This window comes from Neorhizobium sp. T25_13 (genome assembly GCF_002968675.1).
GTDB lineage: Bacteria > Pseudomonadota > Alphaproteobacteria > Rhizobiales > Rhizobiaceae > Neorhizobium > Neorhizobium tomejilense.
Genome location: NZ_PVBI01000015.1, coordinates 46,497 through 68,006, shown reverse-complemented (window position 1 = coordinate 68,006; position 21,510 = coordinate 46,497). Strand labels below are relative to the sequence as shown.

Sequence of the window (21,510 nt, the reverse complement as noted above, 5' to 3'; positions counted from 1 at the left end):
AATTCCTAACTCGCCACAGCTGCCGTCTCCGTTTCCAGCGCCGGCCAGGCTGTCGGATTGCCTTGCAGCGCCGAACGGATCTCGTCCCCGTGCTGGTTGACGACCGGCGCGGCCCGCACCGTCTTTGCGTGTTCTCCATCGAACGAATAGGCGGGTCGAACCGTCTGCTCGGCACCTTCGATCCGGCCGGCGACTGGCACGAACATTTCCAGATGCTGCGCCTGCGGGTCGTTCACCACATCCGGGATGGAGTTGATCGGCGCGAAGGGCACGTCGAACCTCGAGAAGCGCTCCACCCATTCCGGCCGGGTCCTGGTGGCGAAGATCGCGTTGAGCTCGGCGTTCAGCGCATCGTAGTTGTCGATGCGCTTCAGCCGCTGCGAGAACCGTTCGTCCCTGGCGAGTGCCTCACCCTCGATCGCCTCGACCAGCGCATCCCAGAACTTGTCGAGCGAGGACAGGTGGAAGGCGAACAGCTTGTCGTCCTTGCAGCGGACGATGAAGGCCTGTGCGAGGCGCGGACGATCGACACCGCTCGGTTCTTCGCCAAGGGCGAAATAGCCCATGAAGGGTTCGACTGCGAAATGCATCATGGCCTCGACCATGGAAATGTCGATGCGCTTGCCCTTGCCGGTGCGGCCGCGTTCGATCAGCGCTGCCGAGATGCCGAGCGACGCGTATATGCCGGTGATCGCATCGGCGAGCGCCGGGCCGATGAAGCGCGGCTGTTCGGGGTCGATCGAGACGCTGAGAAACCCGCTGACGGCCTGCGCGACGGAATCGTAGACCGGCCGCTGCGCATAGGGGCCGTCGGGACCAAACCCGCTGATCGAGCAGTAGATCAGCCTGGGATTGATCTTCGACAGCGTCTCATAGTCGGCGCCGATGCGGCCCGCCGCGCCGGGGCGGAAATTCTGGATGTAAACATCGGCCTGGGCGATCAGCTGGTAGAAGACCTCGCGGTCCTGCTCGCTTTTGAGATCCAGCCCGATCGCCCGCTTGTTGCGGTTATAGGCCTGGAAATGGGCGCTGTAGAAACCTGTCTTGAAGCTGCGATAGGGATCGCCATTGCCGGCCGACTCGATCTTGATGACATCGGCGCCGAGATCGGCGAGCATCATGCCGGCGCAGGGGCCGGTAATGAACGTGCCCTGTTCGACGATGCGGATTTGGTCCAGAGCTTTCAGCATGTCCGGGTCCTAGTTCTCGTTTGCCACGAAGCCGTCAGGCGCAGGGCCGTCGTATTCGATGGCGCTGGCGGCGGCGGCGGACATGACGAAGCCGATCGGCCTTGTCTGTTCTTCAAGCAGGTGACCGATCAGCCCGGCGGTGCGGGCAAGAAGCGGCACGCCCTTCAGGGCGAGCAGCGGGTAACCGGCATCGAGCAGCACGCAGGGGATGGCGCTCGACACGTTCATGACCAGCGGCCTGCCGATGATCTCGGGGATGAGCCGTTCGACCGTCTTGGCGATCTCGCAATGAATGCCGGCGACGCCGAGTTCGCGGGCGATTGCGAGCAGGCGCTCGGCCCGCGGGTCATGCCCCTTGTGAAGGGGATGACCGTAGCCGGGCACCGGTTTCTTCTGTTCCCTGTAGCCGCGCAACAGCTTTTCGGCGGCAGCTTCCACCGATCGGCCGCTTGCCTGCGCCTCTTCGCGGATATCGCGGAAGAAGGCCCCCGAGGTCTCGGACGCGCCGAGGATGACCGAACCGCAGCCGAGAAGGCCGGCGGCGACGGCGCCCTGAACCGCTTCAGGAGAGGCGGCGAGCGTCATGCGCGCCACCTGCACACTCGGCACCAGGCCGTGTTCGGCGATCGCCACCAGCGTCGCGTCGAGCATGCGGCGCTGTTTTTCGTCCGGCAGAGAGCCGGCGACCAGCAGCCAGGTATAGTCCGTGAACGAGATCGAACCGATCAGGTTGTCGACGAGGTCGTGGCCCCGCACGATGATCGTCTCCGGATTAGAGGTGCAGATCGCCTGGTAGGGCGCGGATTGCTTGCCGATTTTCATGCTGATGTCCTTGGAAAATGGTTAGGCTGCAGCGCTCGCCTTGCCCGCGAAGCGGCTGGCCCATCGGTCGAACTGGTCCATGAACTGCTGCAGGAAGAGGCGGGTTTCCTCATTGGTCACATCGCCTTCGGGGGTAATGAGGCCGGGCGGCAGGTGGATGAACGCTTCGGGCAGCCCCATCACGGCAACGTCGAGGCAGCCGAGAATGGCACGCAGGTGCTGCTGCGCCGCCGCGGTGCCGATCCGGCCATAGGAGGCGCCGGTGATCGCCGCCGGCTTGCCAGCCCAGACGCTGGTATCTCTGGGCCGCGAAGCCCAGTCGATGGCGTTCTTCAGCATCACCGAGATCGAGCGGTTATGCTCCGGCGTGACGAAAAGCAGCGCATCGGCTCGCCGGATCTCAGCCTTCAGCCGTTCGACCTGCGCGGGTGTGCCGGCGTCCAGCACTTCCTGGTCGAAGATCGGCAGGTCACGGATCGTCACCCATTCGAACTCGACGTCGGGCTTCGCGAGCCGCGTCAGGGCAAGGGCGAGCAGTCTGTTGAGCGACGCCTGCCGTGCGCTTCCGACGATGACTGCGATTTGCAATCGCGCCATGAATCCCTCCCATGCCATTCTTAAAAGTATTCGCTTGGCGAATTTATATTCGTATAATGAATTTCGATGGCGCGGGGTGTCAAGCCCTGACGCAAGGGCTTTGAAAAATTTCAGAGGAGGAGTTGGCTGCGAGGGATCAGCGGGTGGCGGGGTTGGCCGGCGCCAGTGAATGCACGAGCGCCGGAAAACGGCTGAACAACTGAGAGAGCCGGTTGGCTGCCAGCCGCAATTCCGGCAGGCGCTGTTCGACCAGTTCCTCCGGCGTCAGCCGGGGCGTATAGCCGGAACTGTTGATCGCGCAGACGACCCGTCCGGTATTGTCCTTGACCGGCACGGCAAGCGCGGTGATGCCGTAATCGAGTTGGTCGACAGTGATCGAATAGCCCTTTGCGCGGGTCTCGACCAGGATCTCCCGGAGTTCCGTCTCGTCGGTCACCGTGTAGTCCGTCAGCTTTACCGGCGTATAGGCCTCAAAAAACCGGTCCATCTCCTCGTCCGCAAGGGCCGCCATCAATACCCGGCCCATCGAGGTCGCGTAAGCGGGATAGGTGACGCCGAGACTGGCATTGCGCCGCACGCCGCGGCTTTCGGAAAGATGGGCAATGTAGAGCACGTTCGTCCCGTCGAGCACGGCCATGTTGGCGGCATCGCCGAAAAGCGAGGTGATCCGGTGCAGTTCAGGAGTGACCGCTTCTTCGACATTGAAGGCGTTCAGGTAGGCGGAGCCGAGGGTGAGGATGCGGGGAGCCAGGAGAAAATGCTTGTTGTGCCGGCGGATGAAGCCGAGCGCTTCGAGCGTCAGGACATTCCGCCGGACGGTGGCGATGGACATGCCGACCTTGCGGGAAAGCTCGGCGAGCGTCATCTCCGGGTCCTTGGCGTCAAAAGCCTCCAGAACCGACAATCCCCGTGCCAACGCCTCGACGAACTCGGGCGAATTGCTGTCAATCATCGGAATTTCTCCTGCTGCACGGCATTTCGTTCGCACACGGGATTGACAAGCGCAAGACCTGCTGCCTATCGTTATGCGAATATTTATTCGTCTAGCGAATTTTCTTGGGAGGGAAAAGCTATGAAGACAAGGCGTCAGTTTCACAAGCTCATGGCGGCGACGGCTGCGGGTCTTGCCGCGCCGGCAATGCTGGGGAGCAAGGCATTTGCGCAGGACAAGCCGATCCGGGTCGGCGCCAGCGTGTCGCTGACCGGTCCGCTGGCGAGCACCAAGAACGGCCAGATCGGCTACGAACTCTGGCGCGACGATGTCAACGCGGCAGGCGGGCTTCTCGGCCGCAAGGTCGAACTGGTCATCTACGACGATCAGAGCAGTGCCGCCAACGTGCCGGCGATCTATTCGAAGCTTGTCGATGTGGATGCCTGCGACGTGCTGTTTTCGCCCTACGGCGCCAACCTTTCTGCGCCGGTCATGCCCTTCATCAAGCAGCGCGACCTGTTCATGATCGGCATGTTCGGCCTCGCCGGCAACGATGTCGCCAAGCACGACAAGTTCTTCCACAGCGGCCCGTGGGGACCGAACTCCGGACGGGATTGGGCCCGCGGCTTCTTCGACCTTGCCAAGGCGCAAGGGGTCAAGAAGATCGCCATCATCAATGCCGACCTCGAATTTTCGAAAAACGCCGCCAAAGGCGGCGCGGAAGTCGCCAAGGAATACGGCATGGAGGTGGTGTTCAATCAGAGCTACCCGCCGAACACGTCCGACTTCTCTTCGATGATCCGCAACATCAATGCGGGGGACCCGGAGGCGATCTTCATCGCCTCCTACCCGGCCGACAGCACGGCGATCATCCGCGGCGTCAAGGAAATCGGCATTTCCGACAAGGTGAAACTCTTCGGCGGTGCCATGATCGGCCCGCAATACGGCGCGCTGCTCGGTTCGCTCGGTCCCGAACTCAACGGGCTGGTGAACTCGCATACCTTCGTTCCGGAGCCCACCATGCAGACACCGGCGATCAAGAGCTTTTTCGACCGGTATACGCCCATCGCCGTCAAGCAGGGCGTCGATCCGCTCGGGTTTTACATTCCGCCCTTCTATTATGTCGCCGGCCAGCTGGCGGCGGCTGCGATCAAGGGTTCGAATTCCGTCGATCCGGCCAAGATGGCAGCCTTCCTGCATGCCAACGCCGTCGAGACCATCGCCGGCAAGATCGCCTTTACCGAGATCGGCGACTGGAAGGAACGCCGCGTCCTGATGGTGCAGTTGCGCGGCATCAAGGGCAACGATCTCGAACAGTTCCGCAATCCGGGCCACCAGGTCATTCTCGACCCGCCATCCCTGAAGACGGGCGATCTTGCCGCGCCTTATAACAAGGCGCGCGCCAGCTAATCCTTCAACCGATCCAGAGAGCCGGCGCAAGGCCGGCTCAAGGGCCCCTATCAATGCTATCGATCGACATTCTGCTGAACGCCATCGTGACGGGCATTCTGCTGGGGAGCGTATATGCATCGCTCGCCCTGGGGCTCGGGATCACCTTCGGCATTCTCCACATCCCCAATATCGCCCATCCGACGCTCGTCGTCGCCGGCGCGTTCTTCGTCTACACGCTGGCCCAATGGGGGCTCGATCCGATCGTCGCGGCGGTGATCGGCCTTGTGCCCTTCTATCTGCTCGGGGTCGTGCTCTACGCCTTCTACTCGGCTGTTTTCGAACGCAAGGGCGGCGCCAACGTGCTGCAGAGCCTGACGCTGTTCTTCGGCCTTTCGCTGGTGATCGAGATCCTGTTGTCGCTCGGCTTCGGTTCCGAGCTCAAGTCCGTCAGCGTTTCCTATGTCGGCTCGAGCTTCAAGCTCGGCGTTCTCACCGTTCCCTACCGGCTGCTGATCCCCGCGCTTTTCGCCCCCGTGACGATCGCTGCCGTCTGGCTTTATCTCAGCCGCACCAGTTCCGGCACGGCAATCCGCGCCGTTGCCCATGAGGAGCGGGCGCTTTCGATCGCCGGGCTCAATCCGGCCTCCGTCAAGCGGCACGCGTTCGGCATCGCCACCGCGACCGCCGTCATCGCCGGAGCGGCCCTGATCATGGTCGGCCCGATCGAGCCCTTTGCCGGGCGCTACCAGATCGGCCGCGTCTTCGCGATCGTGGTGCTCGCCGGCATGGGGTCCATTCCCGGCAGCCTGGTGATCGCCATCGTTATCGGTATCGCGGAGGCGTTGGTCTCCAGCTACCTCAATCCCTCCTGGTCCCCCGGCGTCGCCTTTGCGATCCTGCTGTTAGGCCTCGCCCTCCGCCCGCAGGGCCTGTTCGGAGCGGCGCGATGAAAAAGAATTCCCTCCTGTTCCTCGCGGGCGCCATCATCGTGCTTACGTTAGGCTTCCTGATGCCGTGGCTGCTCAGGAACCCGTTCTATTTCTTTGCCGGCTACGTGGTCCTTCAATATGTGACGATCGCCACCGGCTGGAACATTCTCGGCGGCTACGCCGGCTATATCAATTTCGGCGCGGCCGGTTTCTTCGGCGCCGGCGTCTATCTGTCGGCATTCCTGTTCACCACATTCGGCCTGCCGCTGCCGCTCTGCATCCTGGCCGCCGCGATTGTCGGCGCCATTCTCGGCGTGCTGATGGGCTACCTGACATTGCGTATCCAGGGCGTCTATTTTGCCATCGCCACGCTCGGCCTCGTCGTCGTCCTCGAAACCATCGTGCACAATATCTCCGGGCTCGGCGGGGCGAGCGGCATGGCCGTCTATGGCCCGCGGCCGCCTGCCTGGAGCCCCGGTCCATCGCAATACAATTTCACCGTCATGGTGGTGATCGCAGCCGCCAGCGTCGCGCTCGCCCGCTGGGTGGAGATCTCCTGGATCGGTCGTGGTCTGAGGGCCGTGCGGGCAAGCGAGGACGCCGCGGAATGCTCCGGCGTGCCGACGCTTCGCCTCAAGCTGGTCGCCTGCGCACTGAGCGGCGCGGTGCTTGCCGCAGCCGGTGCGCCATATCCGTTCTACACGTCCTTCGTCGAACCGGTCACCGCCTTCAGCCTGATCATCGGTTTGAACGCCATCGCCATGCCGCTGATCGGCGGTACCCGAACCTGGGTCGGTCCGGTGATCGGCGCTCTTCTGCTCGCTTCGGTACAGCAGATCGCCACGGTCACCATATCCTCCGAACTCAACATTCTCTTCGTCGGCGCGGTGCTGATCGCCTTCGTGGCCTTTGCTCCTGGTGGCATTTCCGATCTCTTCGGCCGCAATAAAGGCAGGACAAGACCATGACGGAGCCGGTTCTCTCCCTCAGGGGCGTCGAAAAACGGTTCGGATCGTTCCGCGCGCTCGGTCCCGTCGATCTCGATGTCGGCGCCGGCGAGCGGCTCGGCATCATCGGCCCGAACGGTTCCGGCAAGACGACGCTCATCAACTGCATCACCGGCGTCTACCGCCCCGACAGCGGATCGGTGTTTTTCGAAGGCCGGGACATCTCGCATCTCCAAGCCCATAAGCGAGCCCGGATGGGCATCGCCCGCAGTTTTCAGATCCCGCGGCCATTCACCGGCATGACCGTGTTTGAGAACCTGCTCGTTCCACTCGACTACTGCCAGGTCGAGGGCAGCAAGCATGACCGGGCAAGGTCGGTGCTTGCGAGCGTCGGGCTGTCGGGCCGCATCTCGGATCCGTCCGAAAAGCTGACCCAGCTCGAATTGCGCAAGCTGGAACTGGCGCGCGCGCTTGTCGGAAACCCGAAGGTCCTGATCGCCGACGAGGCGATGGCGGGCCTGTCGGAGGAAGAGATCGACGAAGTGCTGGCGATCCTTTTCGCGCTCAACCGGTCGGGCGTCGCGGTGATCATGATCGAACATATCATGCATGCGGTCATGCGTTTCTCGGAACGGGTCGTCTGCTTTGAGACCGGCCGCCTGATCGCGGCGGGAACTTCGTCCGAGATCGCCGAAAATCCGCTCGTTCAGAAGGTGTATTTCGGTGAATAGGCTGATTATCGAAAACCTGTCGGCCGGTTACGGTGCCGTCTCGGTCCTGCGAAAGGTCTCGCTGGAACTGAATGAGAGCGAGATGGTCGCGCTGCTCGGCATGAACGGCAACGGCAAGAGCACGCTGCTCAACTGCATCCTCGGTTTCGTGCGGGCAAGCGCGGGCCGGATCGTGCTCGAATGGAACGGCAAGAACACAGACCTCACGAAACTTCAACCGCACGAGATCGTCCGCCTCGGCCTATCGATCGTCCCGGAAGGCCGCCGCCTCGTGCCGAACATCTCGGTCGAGGACAATCTCAAGCTCGCGGGCAGCAACCCCCTGGTCCGCGACCGGATGAAGCAGAACCTTGCCTACTGTTTCGAAACCTTTCCGCTGCTTCTGGAGCGCCGCAAGCAGATCGCTTCGACCATGAGCGGCGGGCAGCAGCAACTGCTGGCGATCGCCCGTTCGCTGATGACGGCGCCGAAGATCATCATCATCGACGAACCCTCGGTGGGCCTGGCGCCGATCGTCGTGCGCGACGTCCTGAATGCCATTACCCAGCTGCGCGAGAAGAGCAACATGACGATCCTTATGGCGGAGCAGAGTTTCTTCCAGGCGATCGACGTGTCGTCGCGCGCCTATGTGCTGGCCCATGGCAGCATTCAACGGGAGTTCAAGCGCTCGGACGGCGAGATCGCCCATGACGAGATCCGCCGCGCCATGCTGGGCGCACATTAGGGGAGGCACGGCGGAACCGCCGAGATCCTGGGGACGGCGCATTCAGGCGGAGGCGCGCTAGGGTTTCCGTTGAACGATCGCCTTTGCGATTGCGGGGCCACCGAGCATGAAGCTTCTGACGCCGTCGCGGACGATGTCGTCGAGAGATTCCGGGGTGGGCGTCGCATATACGAACCGACGGATCGCCAGATAGAAGATGCGGCCGTGAAGACCCCAGAACAATTCTGTCTCCCGCTCGGAAAGCGGCGCCTCGTCCGGGCCCGGCAGTCCCAGTTCGTGGCGGAGCTCCAGGCAGGCAGGCTCGATGATCTGCCGGCGCACGATGTCGAGATAGCGCGTCGTGATGTCGAAGGTTTTCAGGCCGGAAAAGACGAAGATCCGGACCCAGTCGTAGTGGAAGACGCGTTCCACATATCGCAGATAGAATTCCGTCAGCCGGCTTTCCAGTGACCGGCGGCGGTCGATGATCAGCCCGGCCCAGCTATCGTCCCAGCGGCTGAGATAGACATGTTCGTAGACCCGCTCGATCAAGGCTTCCTTGCTGGGAAAATGACGGTAGATCGCCGAATGGGTGATGCCGATGCGCTTGGCAAGCTCGCGGGTCTGGCCCTCGAAGCCATGCTCGGCGAAGAAGCGGACGGCCTCTTCCAGGATGAACTGTTCGCGCTCGTTCGCCCGCATGTATTGCTTGGGACGCCGCGGTTTTTCTCCGCCACCTTCGCGTTCAAGGCTCTTCTGCTGATCCGTCATGCCTGCCCTGATCTGCCATGCCCGTCACCGAGTCACCGGCAACCCATTTCTCATAGCGATACCGCGACCGGCGTTTGAGACCAAGTGGTAATTTTATTTGAGACCAGTTGGTTATTTTTCTTGACCGGTGGGGCAACCTGCGAAATATTGTAACCAAGTGGTCACAAATCCGGAGGGCCACGTGGGAGGAGCCGGTGAAGGCGAGAGCTTTCGATTACATGCGCCCGAAATGCGTGCAGGAAGCATTGGAAGCTTTCGTCAGCGCGGATGGTGATGCGAGCTATATTGCGGGAGGGCAGAGTCTCGTCCCGGCGCTGGCACTTCGGCTGCAGGCCCCCGGCCTTCTCATCGATATCGCTCGCCTGGACGAGCTGCGGGGTCTTTCCCTTGCCGGCGGACATCTGCGCATCGGCGCAACCACCCGCCACTGCGAAATTCTCTGTTCGGATCTCGTGCGGGAACATGCGCCACTGCTTGCGAAGGCGGCTCCTTTCGTGGCGCACCCGGCGATCCGCAACAAGGGCACATTCGGCGGCAGCCTGGCGCTTGCCGATCCCGCATCGGAATTTCCCGCCATGGCGCTGGCGCTCGATGCGATCATTGAAATTGCCTCCGTTGAAGGCAACCGCCGCGTCGGTGCCGGCGATTTCTTCATCGATCTCTATGAAACGACGCTTCAGCCGGGCGAGATCATCACCGCGGTATACGTACCCCTGGCAACCGCGAAAACCCGGACGGCCTTCGACGAACTGGCTCGCCGGCGCGGCGATTATGCGATCGTCGGGGCGGGCATCGATGCGGAGATGCAGGGCGATTTTGTCGAACGCATGCGGATCGCTTTCCTTTCGGTGGGCTCGACGCCGGTCAGGATGCGTGCGGTCGAAGCCGCGCTGACCGGGCGGCAATTGACGCCGGAGACGATCCGGCAGGCACAGGACGTACTCGGCACGGAGCTTGATCCGGTCGGCGACGAGCACACGCCTCCAGAGATGCGCCGGCATCTTGCAAGGGTGCTGCTCGGAAGGCTGCTCGGCCGGTTGGAGGCGAACCTATGAGCGGCAAGGTGGCGATTTCGCTGGCCGTGAACGGCGAGACAATCGAGGCGCTGGTTGCGCCGCGCACCACGCTTGCCGATTTCCTGCGGCAGGACATCCAGCTCACCGGCACCCATACGGGTTGCGAAATGGGTGTCTGCGGCGCCTGCCTGGTATTGCTGGACGACCGGCCGGTGCATGCCTGCCTGATGTTTGCGGTGCAGGCCGATGGCTGCGCCGTCGAGACGATCGAGGGCCTGACCCATCGCCGAGCGATCGACGACCTCCAGGAGGCATTTCATGAGCGCAATGCCTTGCAATGCGGCTTCTGCACTCCGGGCATGCTGGTGAGCGCCTACGGGATTCTGGCTTCCGGCGACGAGCCCGATCGGGACGGCATCCGTGACGCGCTCTCGGGAAACTACTGTCGCTGTACCGGTTACGAATCGATCGTCGACGCGATCGAGACGACGGCGAGACAGCGCCGGCAGCATTTGGAGGAGGAGAAGGCATGAACGCGTTCGCCGGCTCCATCGACAGGCCTAACTCCTATATCGGCCGTTCGGTATCGCGACCGAATGCCAAGCGTCTGCTCGAAGGTCGGGGGCGGTACGTGACCGATCTCGTGCTGCCGCGCATGCTGCATGCGGCTTTCGTCCGCAGTCCCTATGCGCATGGAAAAATTGTTTCGATCGATATCGAGGAGGCAAAGGCCCTCTCCGGCGTTCGCGCCGTCTTCACGGGCGAGGACCTGGCATCGATCTGTGCCCCCTGGACCGGAACACTCGAGCATTTCAGCAACATGAAGTCTCCGCCGCAAGTGCCGCTACCTCTTGGAAAGGTGATGTGGTCAGGGCAGCCGGTCGTTCTCATCGTTGCCGACAGCAGGGCAATCGCCGAAGACGCCGCCGAGCTGGTGATCGTCGATATCGAGGAGCTCCCGGCACTGGCGGACCCGGTCGAGGCCATGTCTGCCGCGGCGATGTCGCAAGAGCTCGCCGACAATATCTGCTTTGCCACGAAACTCGACAGCGGCGGCGTCGAGGAGGCATTCGATGCAGCGGACACGACGGTCGAGGAGAGCTTCGTTTTCGGCCGGCACACGGCGGTGACACTCGAACCGCGCGCCATCGTTGCCGACTACGATCCGAGCGAGAACCGGCTGACCGCCCACCACGCGACACAGACACCCTATCAGTTCCAGGATGTCTATTCCCGCCACTTCGGCATTCCGGAAGCCAATGTCCGCGTCATCGCGCCGGACATCGGCGGCTCGTTCGGAATGAAACTGCATGTCTATCACGAGGAGATGGCGGTCGTCGGCGCGTCGATCCTGCTGGGTCGGCCCATCAAATACGTCGCCGACCGGATGGAATCCTTCGTCTCGGATATCCATGCCCGCGATCACCGGGTAACCGGGCGCCTTGCCCTCGACAGGGACGGCCGCATTACCGCCATGGATGTAGACGACCTAACCGCGATCGGTGCCTTTTCGAGCTATCCGCGCACCAGCGCGGTCGAGGGAAACCAGGTCATCCGCCTGATGGGCGCCCCTTATGACTTCTCTTCCTATCGCGCCAGTCTTTCGGTCGTGTTCCAGAACAAGGTGCAGACCAGCCAGTATCGTGCCGTCGGGCACCCGATTGCCTGCGCGGTGACGGAATGTCTGGTCGATGCCGCGGCGCGCGAACTCAGCCTCGATCCGTTTGAAATACGCGAACGCAATCTCATTCCGGACAGCAGCTATCCCCGCACATCGCCGACCGGGTACCAGTTCGAAAAGCTCTCCCACCAGGTCTGTCTCGCGCGGCTGAAGTCGATCATGAATTATGACGCTCTTCGCGCGGAGCAGGCAGCTCTGCGGCAGAAAGGTATCCTGCGCGGCATCGGTATCGCCCTTTTCGTGGAGATCACCAACCCGAGCCCGGCGTTTTACGGTGTCGGCGGCGCGCGGATTTCCGCACAGGACGGCGCCATCCTCAAACTCACGCCGTCCGGCGAGGTGCATTGTTCGATTTCCGTGACCGAACAGGGCCAGGGGACGGAGACCGTCATCGGTCAGATCGTCGCGGACCAGCTCGGCATCGATCGTGAAAAAGTGCGGGTGATGACCGGCGACACCGATACGACACCTCATGGTGGCGCCACTTGGGCCTGCCGTGGCGCGGGCATCGGCGGCGAAACGGCGTTGCAGGCGGCGCGCAAGCTGAAGGCAAATCTGCTCGCCATTGCAGGCCTCATCCTGCAGGCGCAACCGGGCGAGCTTGATATCCGCGCGGACTGGATCGTCGAGGCGGTCACGGGCCGGCAGCGCGTCAGCCTGGCGGAAGTCGCGCGCATCGCCTTCTTCCGGTCGGACACGCTGCCGCCCGAAACCCAGGCGCAGCTTTCCGTCGTGCATCACTATGCGCCGCAGGGTTATCCGTTCGCATTCACGAACGGAGCCCAGGGCTGCCTGGTCGAAGTGGATGCGGAGACCGGCTTCGTAAAAATCCTCAAGCACTGGGTGGTCGAGGATTGCGGCCGCATCATCAATCCGCTGCTGGTGGACGAACAGGTGCGGGGCGGCGTGGTGCAGGGGCTGGGCGCGGCCTTTTTCGAGGAATGCCTCTACAACGAGGAAGGTCAGCTCACCAACGGTTCGCTTGCCGATTACCTCGTGCCGATGGCCTGCGAGATGCCGGATATCGAGATTTCCCACGTCGAAACGCCGACCCGGGACACCGAACTCGGTGCAAAGGGCTGCGGCGAAGCAGGGACGGCGGCGGCTTCCGCCGCTGCGATGAATGCCGTCAACGATGCGCTTGTGGGTCACGGCGCGGTGCTGACGCAGATACCGATGACGCCGACGCGCATATTGAGGGCGCTCGGCACGATCTGAATGCAATAACGATCCGATGTCAGGAGGAGGACAGGATGACAAACGGAATTGAGAAGCTGGCTTTAAGACCAATCGGCCGCCGTGCAGCCCTTATCGGGTTGGCCGGCGTGGCCGGAACACTTTCGATGCCATGGATAGCCCGGGCGCAGGCGGAAACCATCCGCATCGGGTTTCCGACGCCTTTGACCGGCCCATTCGCCGCCGAGGCCAACGACCAGGTCCGCAGCGCCCAGCTGGCGGTAAAGCTCGCCAACGACAAGGGCGGAATTGCCGGCCGCAAGGTCGAGCTCCTGGTGCGCGACGACAAGCTGAATGCCGGTGAAGCCGCCACCCGCACGCTCGAACTGATCGAAAAGGACAAGGTCCAGGCGGTGGTCGGCGCACTTTCGAGCGCCGTACAGCTTGCGGTCAACGAGGTGACCCGTGCCCGCAGCATGCTGTACATCTCGATCAGCCAGTCGGACACCATCAACGAGATCAAGGATTTCAGCCCCTATACGTTCCATGAGGCGCTCAATCCGACGATGACGACCGCGGTTGTCGCCAAGCACAGTTTCAAGAAGGGTTCGAAGGTCGCCTATCTTGTTGCCGACTATGCCTACGGCCACGAGATGCTGCGCGGTTTCAAGCGAGCGGCCAAGGAAATCGGTGCGCAGACAGTCAGCGAAACCCTGCACCCGTTCGGCGCGGCGGACTATTCGACCTTCATCCCGACCATCCTGGCATCAGGCGCAAACATCCTCTGCATCTGCAATTTCGGCCGCGACCAGGCCAATTCCATCAAGCAGGCGGTGGATTTCGGCGTGAAGGATCAGATGAAGATCGTCGTGCCGGTTCTGCTGCACAACCAGCGGCTTGCGGTCGATCCCGAAGTTTTCGAAGGTGTCATCGGCGGCGCGAACTATTACTGGGGCCTGGAAGAAACGGTGCCTTCCGCAAAGGCATTCAACGACGCCTTCAGAGCCATGTACAAGGGCACGATCCCGACCGACTACGGGGCCTACGGCTATACCGGCGTCGCTTCGTTGTTGATGGCCATCGAAAAGGCAGGTGGGACGGAGCCACAGAAGGTCATCGCGGCTCTGGAAGCGCTGAAATATGATATCGCCAAGGGAGAGCAGTCCTACCGCAAGTGCGACCACCAGTCGATGCAATCGGTACTCGTCCTGGAATCCAAGGCGAAAAAGGCGATGAAATCGGATGCCGATCTCTTCAAGATCGTCGCCGCGGAACCTGCATCGGAGAGCGTGTTGCGAACCTGCTCCGAACTCGGCTTCAAGAGCTGATACCCTGGGACGGATGAGGTCATGACTGTCCAATTGATTGCAATGCAGCTGTTTTCGGGCCTCGCGCTGGGCGCGGTCCTGATCATGGTTGCGCTCGGCCTGTCGATCATCTTCGGCATGCTCGGCATCGTGAACTTCGCGCATGGTGCGCTGTTCATGGTGGGAGCCTATGCGGGCCTTTACGTGGCCGGCCTGACGGGGAGCTTCTGGTGGGCTCTCCTGATCGCGCCGGTCATGATCGGCCTGTTCGGCATGCTGATCGAGCGTTTCCTCATCCGTCCTCTCTATGGCCGCTCGCCGGACGATCCGCTGCTCCTAACCTTCGGCCTTGGTTACGTGCTGGTCGAGGCGGTGCGCATATTTTTCGGCACCGACGGCATTCCGTTCTCGACGCCGGCAGCCCTTCGCGGCGTGGTGAACCTCGGCATCGGCTTTTTCCCGCTCTACCGGCTTTTCGTCATCGGCGTGGTTGTCGCCGTCCTGTTGCTGTTGTGGATCGGCCTCGAAAAGACGAAATTCGGCCTGATCGTCAGGGCAGGTTCCGCCGATCCGCTGATCATGCGCGTGCTGGGTGTTGATATCAGCAGATTGTGGTTGGTCGTGTTCGGTATCGGAGTCGGCATCACCGCACTCGGCGGTGTTCTTGCTGCACCGATGCGCAATGTCAGCCCGGAAATGGGCACGCTTGTGTTGGCCGAAGCCTTCGTGGTGACGGTGATCGGCGGCATGGGCTCGCTTCCCGGCGCCGTCATCGCCGGCCTCATCGTCGGCGTCTCCGTCAGCATGACATCGCTCTTCGCACCGGAAATGGCGACGATCGTCATGTTCGCGCTGATGGCGCTCATTCTGCTGGTGCGCCCGAACGGCCTTTATGGCCGCGCCGCACCTGGACTCTAGGGAGACCGCCATGTCCGTCATCAAAAATGCGGAACTTGTCCCGGCGCCCGCCCGACGCAGCTTCGCGACCCTGTTTTCCAACGTCAGCCGCTGGCGGGTGCCGCTTTCAATCCTGGCGCTCTGCATCCTGCCCTGGGTGCTGCCCTCGCAGGCGCTGGCCGTCAACGTGTTGATCTACGGCCTTGTCGCGGTCGGCTACAACCTGCTCTTCGGTTATACCGGCCTGCTTTCCTTCGGTCATGCGGCCTTCTTCGGAGCCGGAGCCTATGCAACGGGTATCGCGATCGGTGCTTTTGGGGTCCACTGGTTCATCGCGATGCTGATCGGCGTGCTGGTTTCGGGCCTGCTTGCGACGGTCATGGGGGTGCTCGCCATCCGCACACGTGGCATCTACTTCTCGATGGTGACGCTCGCGCTGGCACAGCTCGTCTATTATGCGGCGCTGCAAGCCTCCTCCTGGACCGGAGGCGAAAATGGTCTGCGCGGCTTTACTGTCAGCACGCTGCACCTTCCCGGCTTCTCGCTAAATTTCCTCGATCCCCTGGTGAAATATTACGCGATCATGATCGTGGTCGCGGCGGCGCTCTGGTTTGTGTCGAGGGTACTGAATTCGCCTTTCGGCGCGGTGATCGAGGCGATCCGCGAAAACGAGACGCGGGCGCGCGCCTGCGGTTATGATGTCGAGCGAACCAAGCTGTTGTCCTTCATCCTTTCAGGCATTCTCTGTGGGCTCGCAGGCACCCTGTCGGCGATGCATCTTTCGATCGTGCCCCTGGACTCACTCCACTACCATACGTCCGGTCTGATTGTGATGATGACGCTGCTCGGCGGCGCCGGCAGCTTCTTCGGGCCCTTTATCGGCGCGCTGGCGTTTCTTTCGATGGAAGACATCTTCTCGCTCTGGACATCCAACTGGCAGCTTATTGTCGGCGTGATCTTCATCCTCTTTGTCCTCTATCTGCCCAAGGGCATCTGGGGCACCTTGATAGCCTGGGGTAAAAGCCGATGAGCGCACCCATCATGAGCGTCACCAATATCGGCAAGCAGTTCGGCGGACTGGTCGCGCTGAAGGATGTGACGGCCGACTTCCAGGAAGGCCAGATCACCGCCATCATCGGGCCGAACGGTGCCGGCAAGAGCACGTTCTTCAACATCCTGTCCGGCGCCCTGAAGCCCTCGAGCGGAACGCTTAGGTTTCGGGGTGCGGATATGGCGGGCGTGCCACAGCACGATTATGTGCACCGCGGCATCGCCCGCTCCTACCAGATCACCAATATCTTCCCCAACCTTTCCGTCCTCGAGAATGTCCGCGTCGCGGCACAGGCTTTCCGGTCCCGGATGAACATCTGGGCAGACCGCAGTGCCGATAGGGATAGCGAGGACAGGGCCTCGGCAATGCTCGCATCAGTCGGGCTGTCGGCGCGGGCGGCGACGCCGGCCAAGTTCCTGGCGCATGGACAGCAGCGTGCGCTGGAAATCGCTATCGCCCTGGTGGCTGATCCGGCGCTTCTTCTGCTCGATGAGCCGACCGCCGGGATGGGGCCGGAAGAGACGCGCGAGATGGTCGCGCTGATAGAGAAGCTGGCGGCCCAACGCACGATCCTGCTGGTCGAGCACAAGATGAAGATGATCCTCGGCCTTAGCGACCGCGTGCTCGTCCTTCACCATGGCCAGTTGCTGGCCGACGGGACACCGAAGGAAATCCAGGCGAACTCCGAGGTTCGTCGCGTCTACCTGGGACAAAATGATGGCTATGCTTGAAATCGAAGGCCTGAACGGCTGGTATGGCGCGAGCCATGTGCTTCACGGGGTATCGTTCGCGGTGGAACCGGGCGAGATCGTCGCGCTTGTCGGCCGCAACGGCGCGGGCAAGACGAGCATCATCCGTTCGATCATGGGGCTCATGCCGCGCACCACCGGCGCCATCCGGTTCAACGGCGAAGACATATCCCGGCTAAAGGCCCATGACCGCTATGTCCGCGGCCTCGCCTATGTTCCGGAAGAACGCCGTATCGTGCGGGGGCTGACGGTGCTGGAAAACCTGCAGCTGGGGCTCGTCGCCGACCGCAAGCGGATCGACGAGGCGGCTGCGATCGACGAGATCGCCCGCAGTTTCCCGCGCTTGAAGGAGCGTTTGCACCAGGAAGGTGTAACGATGTCGGGCGGCGAGCAGCAGATGTTGGCGATAGCCCGCGCCATGATCGCCCGGCCGAAGATGATCCTGCTCGACGAGCCGTCGGAAGGCATCATGCCCGTGCTGGTCGAGGAGATGGGCGCACTGTTCAGGCGGCTGCGGGAGGAGGGGACGACGCTGCTCCTCGTCGAGCAGAATGTCGAATGGGCGCTGAACCTTGCGGACCGGGCGGTTATCGTCGACCAGGGCGAGATCGTCTACCGCAGCGATGCGGCAACACTTCTGGCGGACAAGGACATTCAGGAGCGATACTGCGCGGTCTGAGCCCGCAACCCACCGATCCGATCATCATCGAACACAGGGCTTCGTCGCTTGCGCGGCGAAGAGCGATATTCCTATGGAAATTACTGGAGAATACCGGCTGGAAGAGCCACGCGACAACGTGTGGGTGAGGCTCTTCGATCCCGATGTCCTGCGCCGTTGCATTCCGGGATGCAAGGAACTGACGCAGACGGCCGAGAACAGCTTCGACGCGAAGGTCGTGCTCAAGATAGGCCCGGTTTCCGCAACCTTTGCAGCCACCGTCGAGATCATCGATATCGAGGCGCCGGAGAGCTGCCGCATCATCGGCAAGGGAAATGGCGGCATCGCCGGTTTCGCCAAGGGAGACTGCGTTGTCAAGCTTGTGCAGGATGGCAACGCCACCATCCTGGCCTACAGTGCCAATGTGGACATCGGTGGAAAGATTGCAGCGCTCGGCGGCAGATTGGTGCAGGCGACATCGAAAAAGCTTGCCGACCAGTTCTTTGTTTCATTCTCCTCGCGTGAGGGATAACGCGGGCTTACGTCGCCTGAAACGGAGATGCACCTTACTTGAAGTGGGGGTTATCCTCCCGCTCCAGCGCCGCCCTTACGGCCGCCCGCTCGCGCATCTGGTTGTGATGCCGCGTGAAACTTTTCAAGGTGTCCATTGGCAGCCCGTTGCTCCTTCCCCAGCCATAGAAGACGAGGGCGTAGGGATCCACGACCGTATACCGGTCGCCCATGATCCACTCGTTGCCGGCAATCAGCCCATCTATCTCCTGCATGCTCTCCCAATAGGAGGACACTGCCTTGCTGCGGACATCGTCATAAATTTCTTTTCTCTCGACGAATCTATAAGGCCTGAACTTCGCTCTCTGGAAGATATGCGGCGTGTTCGAGAACCAGGCCATCTGGGAGATGCACAGCGTCTGGTCGAGAATGTCGGCCGGAAACAGGCCGGCGTCCGGACTGGTCAAGGCAATAAACGTCAATATCGCGGTGTTCTCGGTGATCACCCTCCCATCCGGCGCGATGAGTGCCGGCACTTTGGCGCGGGGATTGATTGCCAGGTATTCCGGAGTCAGATGCTGGTTTTCCGAGAGCAGCGTCTTCACCGGCCTGAACGGCCTGCCGGTTTCCTCCAGGGCGATATGCGATGCCAGCGAACAGGCTCCGGGACTGTAAAACAGTATCAATTCGCCTGTCGGGTTCGATATCCTGCCAGATGCTGCAGTTAGATCCGTCATTTTCAATTGCCCTTCTTATTCGACGCCAGCAGAAGCGTAATCCCAAAGTCGGTGCCCCAATCCGAACGCGACGGATGCCGCCGTGGCGCATCTAACCGTCGTCGCCGGCTGTCCCGTCATGCCATGAGGGCCGTCATGATCCGGTCGCGGGTCATCGGCATATGATGGATGCGTGTGCCCAGGGCATGGGCGACCGCATTGCCGATGGCGGCTGCCGTTGGACCACCTGCGCATTCACCGACGCCGAGCGGCGGGTATTCGCTGGCCTCGACAAGCTCGACGCGAATCTCGGGTATTTGCGAAAAGCGGATGACCGGATAACTTTCCCAGTCGAGCGTCGCGATACCCTGCGGGCCGAAGCGGACCTCCTCGATCAGCGTCCAGCTGATGGCTTGGACGATATTGCCTTCGATCTGGTTGAGAATTCCGTCGGGATTGATGGCGAGCCCGGCATCGACGGCGCACCAGATATCCGTGACCCGCACCGCCTCGTCCACGTCGACGGCGGCGACGACCGCCGCATAGGCTGAAGAATTCTTGTAGCGGGCGAGGCCGATACCCAGACCGCTTCCGGCACCTCCGGCACCGCGGGATGACCAGTTCGCCATCGCGGCTGCTTTCTCGAGGACGCGACGGGCGCGAGGGTCGGAAAGGATGGCCAGCCGGTATGCAACCGGATCTTCGCCTGCGTGTCCGGCCAGATCATCGAGCAAGCCTTCGATGGCGAAGACGTTCAGCGTCGCGCCGAGGCCACGCAGCGACGAGGTCCGTACCGGCACGTCGTGGATCAGATGCAATTCGATCCGCTTCGGGCCGATATCGTAAAGAGGAATGCCGTTGCGGGCAGCTCCACCGCCGCGTTCAAGCGGAATGTCGAAGGGCTTGCGGTCAGGTGGCGGCGTCTTCATGGCGTGGGCGGCAAGCAGGCTGGCGCCGCCGACACCGGGCCGCTGGCCATGGGTGGCACTCCAGATTTCCGTGGTCCAGTCGACGGGCCGGCCGGCCGCGTCCAGTTCTGCATGGACGGCGACGGTCATGGCTGAGGAGAGCGGCTCGTAGCCGAATTCCTCTTCGCGCCGCCACATGAGGCGGATCGGTTGGTCGGGCAATGCGCGTGCCACGAGGGCAGCGTCCAGGGCGGCGTCGTCGGCACCGTTATGGCCATAACAGCCGGCACCCTGGACATGATGGCAGGCAACCGCGTCGAGAGAAAATCCGAGCGTCCTTGCGATATTCTCCCGCAGCGGGTGCATGCCCTGTGCATGGGACCAGACGGTAAGGATGCCGTCACGGTAGAGCGCGATCGCGCAGGAGGGCGCGATGGAGCCGTGCGAAAGAAACGGGCGAGTGAAGCGTGCGGAGACACGATCCGTCGCCTTTTCCGGCGCAGGATCGCCCATGAGACGGTCGTCTGAGGGCTGGGAGGCGACCCAGTCCGGCGTCGCCTGTTCGGTTGAGAGACTGAGGGCATTGTCCCAGACGGCGCATTCCGTTGCAGCCATGGCGGCAGCGCGGACCACGGTCTCGTCGGTGCCGACGAACGCCACGAAATTGTCGAGGCGAACGATGCGGACGTCGACTCCCGCTCTGCGCCGGATGATCGTCTCATCCAGTTGCAGAAGCACCGCGCCTGGCCCGGGCTGGCGCAATGTCCGCGCGTGCAGCATTCCTGCAAGCATCATGTCCTGGATGAAGCCGGATCCGGTGAGCTTGGCCGGCAGGTCCAGCCGTGGGACAGATCTGCCGACGAAGCGGTGAGCGCTTTGGGGTTTTGGCGCAACCGCGCCGGTGGCTTCGGCGGAAAGGTCGAGTTCTCCGGCAATGCTCCAATAGTCGATGCCGCTCGGTGCACCGTTCTTCAGGAAGGCGCCGTCCGCGACGGTCAGCTCGTCGGGTGCCGCGTTCAGGCGCAGCGCCGCCCGCGCCAGGGCAAGTGCACGGACTTCCGCTGCGACAAGCCGGATCGCAGCACCGGAATGCTCGATGGACCAGCTCGAGGCGGTATAACCTTCGCCCGGACCCTCGACGCTGTTGCCGGACATCATCCGCACCTGGTCAATGTGAAGATCCAGTTCCTCGGCCGCGATCTGCGCAAGAGCTGTCAGCACGCCCTGGCCGAGTTCCACCTTGCCGGTGCCGATCCGCACCGTGTGGTCGTCCTGAAAGCGAAGCCAGCGGTCGAGCCGGGGGTTGTCCTTCAGGCTGAAGCTAAGCGCGGTCATCAGGCTACCTTCTCACGCATGTCGGCTGCCGCCTTGAGCACGGCGCGCAAAATGCGGGGGTGCGAACCGCAGCGGCAGAGATTTGCGTCGAGCGCGGCGGCGATTTCGGCCCGCGTCGGGTCGGGATTGCGATCGAGGAAAGCCTTCGCCGCGATCAGAATGCCCGATAGGCAATAACCGCATTGTCCCGCCTGCTCGTCGAGGAATGCCTGCTGCAGCGGGTGCAATGCATCCGCCGAGCCCAAATCTTCGACCGTCGTGATCGTGCGGCCGGAAAGCGTGCCGATCTCCCGACTGCAGGAATAGGCGGCAACGCCGTCGATCAGGACCATGCAGGCGCCGCATTGCTCCAAGCCGCAGCCATACCGGCTGCCTTTCAGCCCCAGGTGATTGCGCAACACGTCCAGAAGCGGCGCCGCCGAAGGCACGTCCAGCTCATGCACCTGCCCATTGATAGTCAGAGTGAGGCATTCGTTCATCCAGTTCAATTCCA

The 21,510-nt window shown here is 62.4% G+C and carries 22 protein-coding genes; 14 read left to right on the top strand and 8 right to left on the bottom strand.

The window, feature by feature from the left end; genetic code table 11:
• Positions 1 to 5: 5 nt before the first annotated feature.
• From C5J22_RS26330 to C5J22_RS26315, 4 genes are all read right to left on the bottom strand, one after another.
• A complete protein-coding gene (locus C5J22_RS26330) occupies positions 6 to 1,190 on the bottom strand; it encodes a CaiB/BaiF CoA-transferase family protein (protein WP_105440641.1) in 1,185 nt (394 codons plus the stop codon).
• Between the two features lie 9 nt (positions 1,191 to 1,199).
• Positions 1,200 to 2,012, bottom strand: coding sequence for a citryl-CoA lyase (locus C5J22_RS26325; protein ID WP_105440640.1), 813 nt, complete (start codon positions 2,010 to 2,012; stop codon positions 1,200 to 1,202).
• A gap of 21 nt (positions 2,013 to 2,033) precedes the next feature.
• Positions 2,034 to 2,609 (bottom strand): NADPH-dependent FMN reductase, encoded by a 576-nt coding sequence (locus tag C5J22_RS26320; RefSeq protein WP_105440639.1) that lies wholly within the window; start codon positions 2,607 to 2,609, stop codon positions 2,034 to 2,036.
• Between the two features lie 136 nt (positions 2,610 to 2,745).
• The gene (locus tag C5J22_RS26315; protein WP_105440638.1) at positions 2,746 to 3,561 is read right to left on the bottom strand and encodes an IclR family transcriptional regulator C-terminal domain-containing protein; all 816 of its coding nucleotides are present in this window, start codon (positions 3,559 to 3,561) and stop codon (positions 2,746 to 2,748) included.
• Positions 3,562 to 3,681: 120 nt separating this feature from the next.
• Here C5J22_RS26315 and C5J22_RS26310 point away from each other — a divergent pair, with 120 nt between their 5' ends.
• Genes C5J22_RS26310 through C5J22_RS26290 form a run of 5 tightly spaced genes read left to right on the top strand, consistent with a single transcriptional unit; the run spans position 3,682 to position 8,263 of the window.
• Positions 3,682 to 4,950, top strand: a complete 1,269-nt coding sequence (locus C5J22_RS26310) for an amino acid ABC transporter substrate-binding protein (protein ID WP_105440637.1) — start codon at positions 3,682 to 3,684, stop codon at positions 4,948 to 4,950.
• 53 nt (positions 4,951 to 5,003) lie between these two features.
• Positions 5,004 to 5,882 carry a branched-chain amino acid ABC transporter permease gene (locus C5J22_RS26305; RefSeq protein ID WP_105440636.1) on the top strand — a complete coding sequence of 293 codons (879 nt, stop codon included), beginning with the start codon at positions 5,004 to 5,006 and terminating at the stop codon, positions 5,880 to 5,882.
• Positions 5,879 to 6,829: a branched-chain amino acid ABC transporter permease gene (locus C5J22_RS26300; protein WP_105440635.1), complete on the top strand. Its 951-nt coding sequence runs from the start codon at positions 5,879 to 5,881 to the stop codon at positions 6,827 to 6,829. Before C5J22_RS26305 ends, C5J22_RS26300 begins: the two co-directional genes overlap by 4 nt.
• Positions 6,826 to 7,539, top strand: coding sequence for an ABC transporter ATP-binding protein (locus tag C5J22_RS26295; RefSeq protein ID WP_105440634.1), 714 nt, complete (start codon positions 6,826 to 6,828; stop codon positions 7,537 to 7,539). Before C5J22_RS26300 ends, C5J22_RS26295 begins: the two co-directional genes overlap by 4 nt.
• Entirely contained in the window at positions 7,532 to 8,263 is a 732-nt protein-coding gene (locus tag C5J22_RS26290) for an ABC transporter ATP-binding protein (protein ID WP_052754667.1), read from the top strand. The genes C5J22_RS26295 and C5J22_RS26290 overlap by 8 nt, the downstream gene beginning before the upstream one ends.
• Positions 8,264 to 8,320: 57 nt before the next feature.
• Here C5J22_RS26290 and C5J22_RS26285 read toward each other — a convergent pair whose 3' ends face one another.
• Positions 8,321 to 8,944, bottom strand: coding sequence for a TetR/AcrR family transcriptional regulator (locus C5J22_RS26285; RefSeq protein WP_105440697.1), 624 nt, complete (start codon positions 8,942 to 8,944; stop codon positions 8,321 to 8,323).
• Between the two features lie 263 nt (positions 8,945 to 9,207).
• On the opposite strand from C5J22_RS26285, the gene C5J22_RS26280 reads away from it, so the two are divergent.
• From C5J22_RS26280 to C5J22_RS26240, 9 genes are all read left to right on the top strand, one after another.
• The gene (locus tag C5J22_RS26280; RefSeq protein ID WP_105440633.1) at positions 9,208 to 10,068 is read left to right on the top strand and encodes a xanthine dehydrogenase family protein subunit M; all 861 of its coding nucleotides are present in this window, start codon (positions 9,208 to 9,210) and stop codon (positions 10,066 to 10,068) included.
• Entirely contained in the window at positions 10,065 to 10,562 is a 498-nt protein-coding gene (locus C5J22_RS26275) for a (2Fe-2S)-binding protein (protein WP_105440632.1), read from the top strand. Before C5J22_RS26280 ends, C5J22_RS26275 begins: the two co-directional genes overlap by 4 nt.
• Positions 10,559 to 12,928 carry a xanthine dehydrogenase family protein molybdopterin-binding subunit gene (locus tag C5J22_RS26270; RefSeq protein ID WP_105440631.1) on the top strand — a complete coding sequence of 790 codons (2,370 nt, stop codon included), beginning with the start codon at positions 10,559 to 10,561 and terminating at the stop codon, positions 12,926 to 12,928. The genes C5J22_RS26275 and C5J22_RS26270 overlap by 4 nt, the downstream gene beginning before the upstream one ends.
• A 35-nt stretch (positions 12,929 to 12,963) precedes the next feature.
• Positions 12,964 to 14,214: an ABC transporter substrate-binding protein gene (locus C5J22_RS26265; protein WP_105440630.1), complete on the top strand. Its 1,251-nt coding sequence runs from the start codon at positions 12,964 to 12,966 to the stop codon at positions 14,212 to 14,214.
• 21 nt (positions 14,215 to 14,235) lie between these two features.
• Entirely contained in the window at positions 14,236 to 15,111 is an 876-nt protein-coding gene (locus tag C5J22_RS26260) for a branched-chain amino acid ABC transporter permease (protein WP_046610268.1), read from the top strand.
• A 10-nt stretch (positions 15,112 to 15,121) separates the two neighbouring features.
• Positions 15,122 to 16,120 (top strand): branched-chain amino acid ABC transporter permease, encoded by a 999-nt coding sequence (locus C5J22_RS26255; RefSeq protein ID WP_105440629.1) that lies wholly within the window; start codon positions 15,122 to 15,124, stop codon positions 16,118 to 16,120.
• Complete coding sequence (locus C5J22_RS26250; protein WP_105440628.1) at positions 16,117 to 16,872, top strand: ABC transporter ATP-binding protein; 756 nt, start codon at positions 16,117 to 16,119, stop codon at positions 16,870 to 16,872. Before C5J22_RS26255 ends, C5J22_RS26250 begins: the two co-directional genes overlap by 4 nt.
• Positions 16,865 to 17,569 (top strand): ABC transporter ATP-binding protein, encoded by a 705-nt coding sequence (locus C5J22_RS26245; RefSeq protein ID WP_046629602.1) that lies wholly within the window; start codon positions 16,865 to 16,867, stop codon positions 17,567 to 17,569. The genes C5J22_RS26250 and C5J22_RS26245 overlap by 8 nt, the downstream gene beginning before the upstream one ends.
• A gap of 73 nt (positions 17,570 to 17,642) precedes the next feature.
• A complete protein-coding gene (locus C5J22_RS26240) occupies positions 17,643 to 18,080 on the top strand; it encodes a CoxG family protein (RefSeq protein WP_105440627.1) in 438 nt (145 codons plus the stop codon).
• 34 nt (positions 18,081 to 18,114) lie between these two features.
• On the opposite strand, the gene C5J22_RS26235 is transcribed toward C5J22_RS26240, so the two are convergent.
• The 3 genes from C5J22_RS26235 to C5J22_RS26225 all read right to left on the bottom strand — a co-directional run bounded on the left by C5J22_RS26235 (position 18,115) and on the right by C5J22_RS26225 (position 21,496).
• On the bottom strand, positions 18,115 to 18,795 hold the full coding sequence (locus C5J22_RS26235; RefSeq protein WP_105440626.1) for a glutathione S-transferase family protein: 681 nt from the start codon (positions 18,793 to 18,795) through the stop codon (positions 18,115 to 18,117).
• Positions 18,796 to 18,911: 116 nt separating this feature from the next.
• Positions 18,912 to 21,017, bottom strand: coding sequence for a molybdopterin cofactor-binding domain-containing protein (locus C5J22_RS26230; protein ID WP_105440625.1), 2,106 nt, complete (start codon positions 21,015 to 21,017; stop codon positions 18,912 to 18,914).
• Positions 21,017 to 21,496, bottom strand: coding sequence for a (2Fe-2S)-binding protein (locus C5J22_RS26225; RefSeq protein WP_105440696.1), 480 nt, complete (start codon positions 21,494 to 21,496; stop codon positions 21,017 to 21,019). The genes C5J22_RS26230 and C5J22_RS26225 overlap by 1 nt, the downstream gene beginning before the upstream one ends.
• Positions 21,497 to 21,510 lie beyond the last annotated feature (14 nt).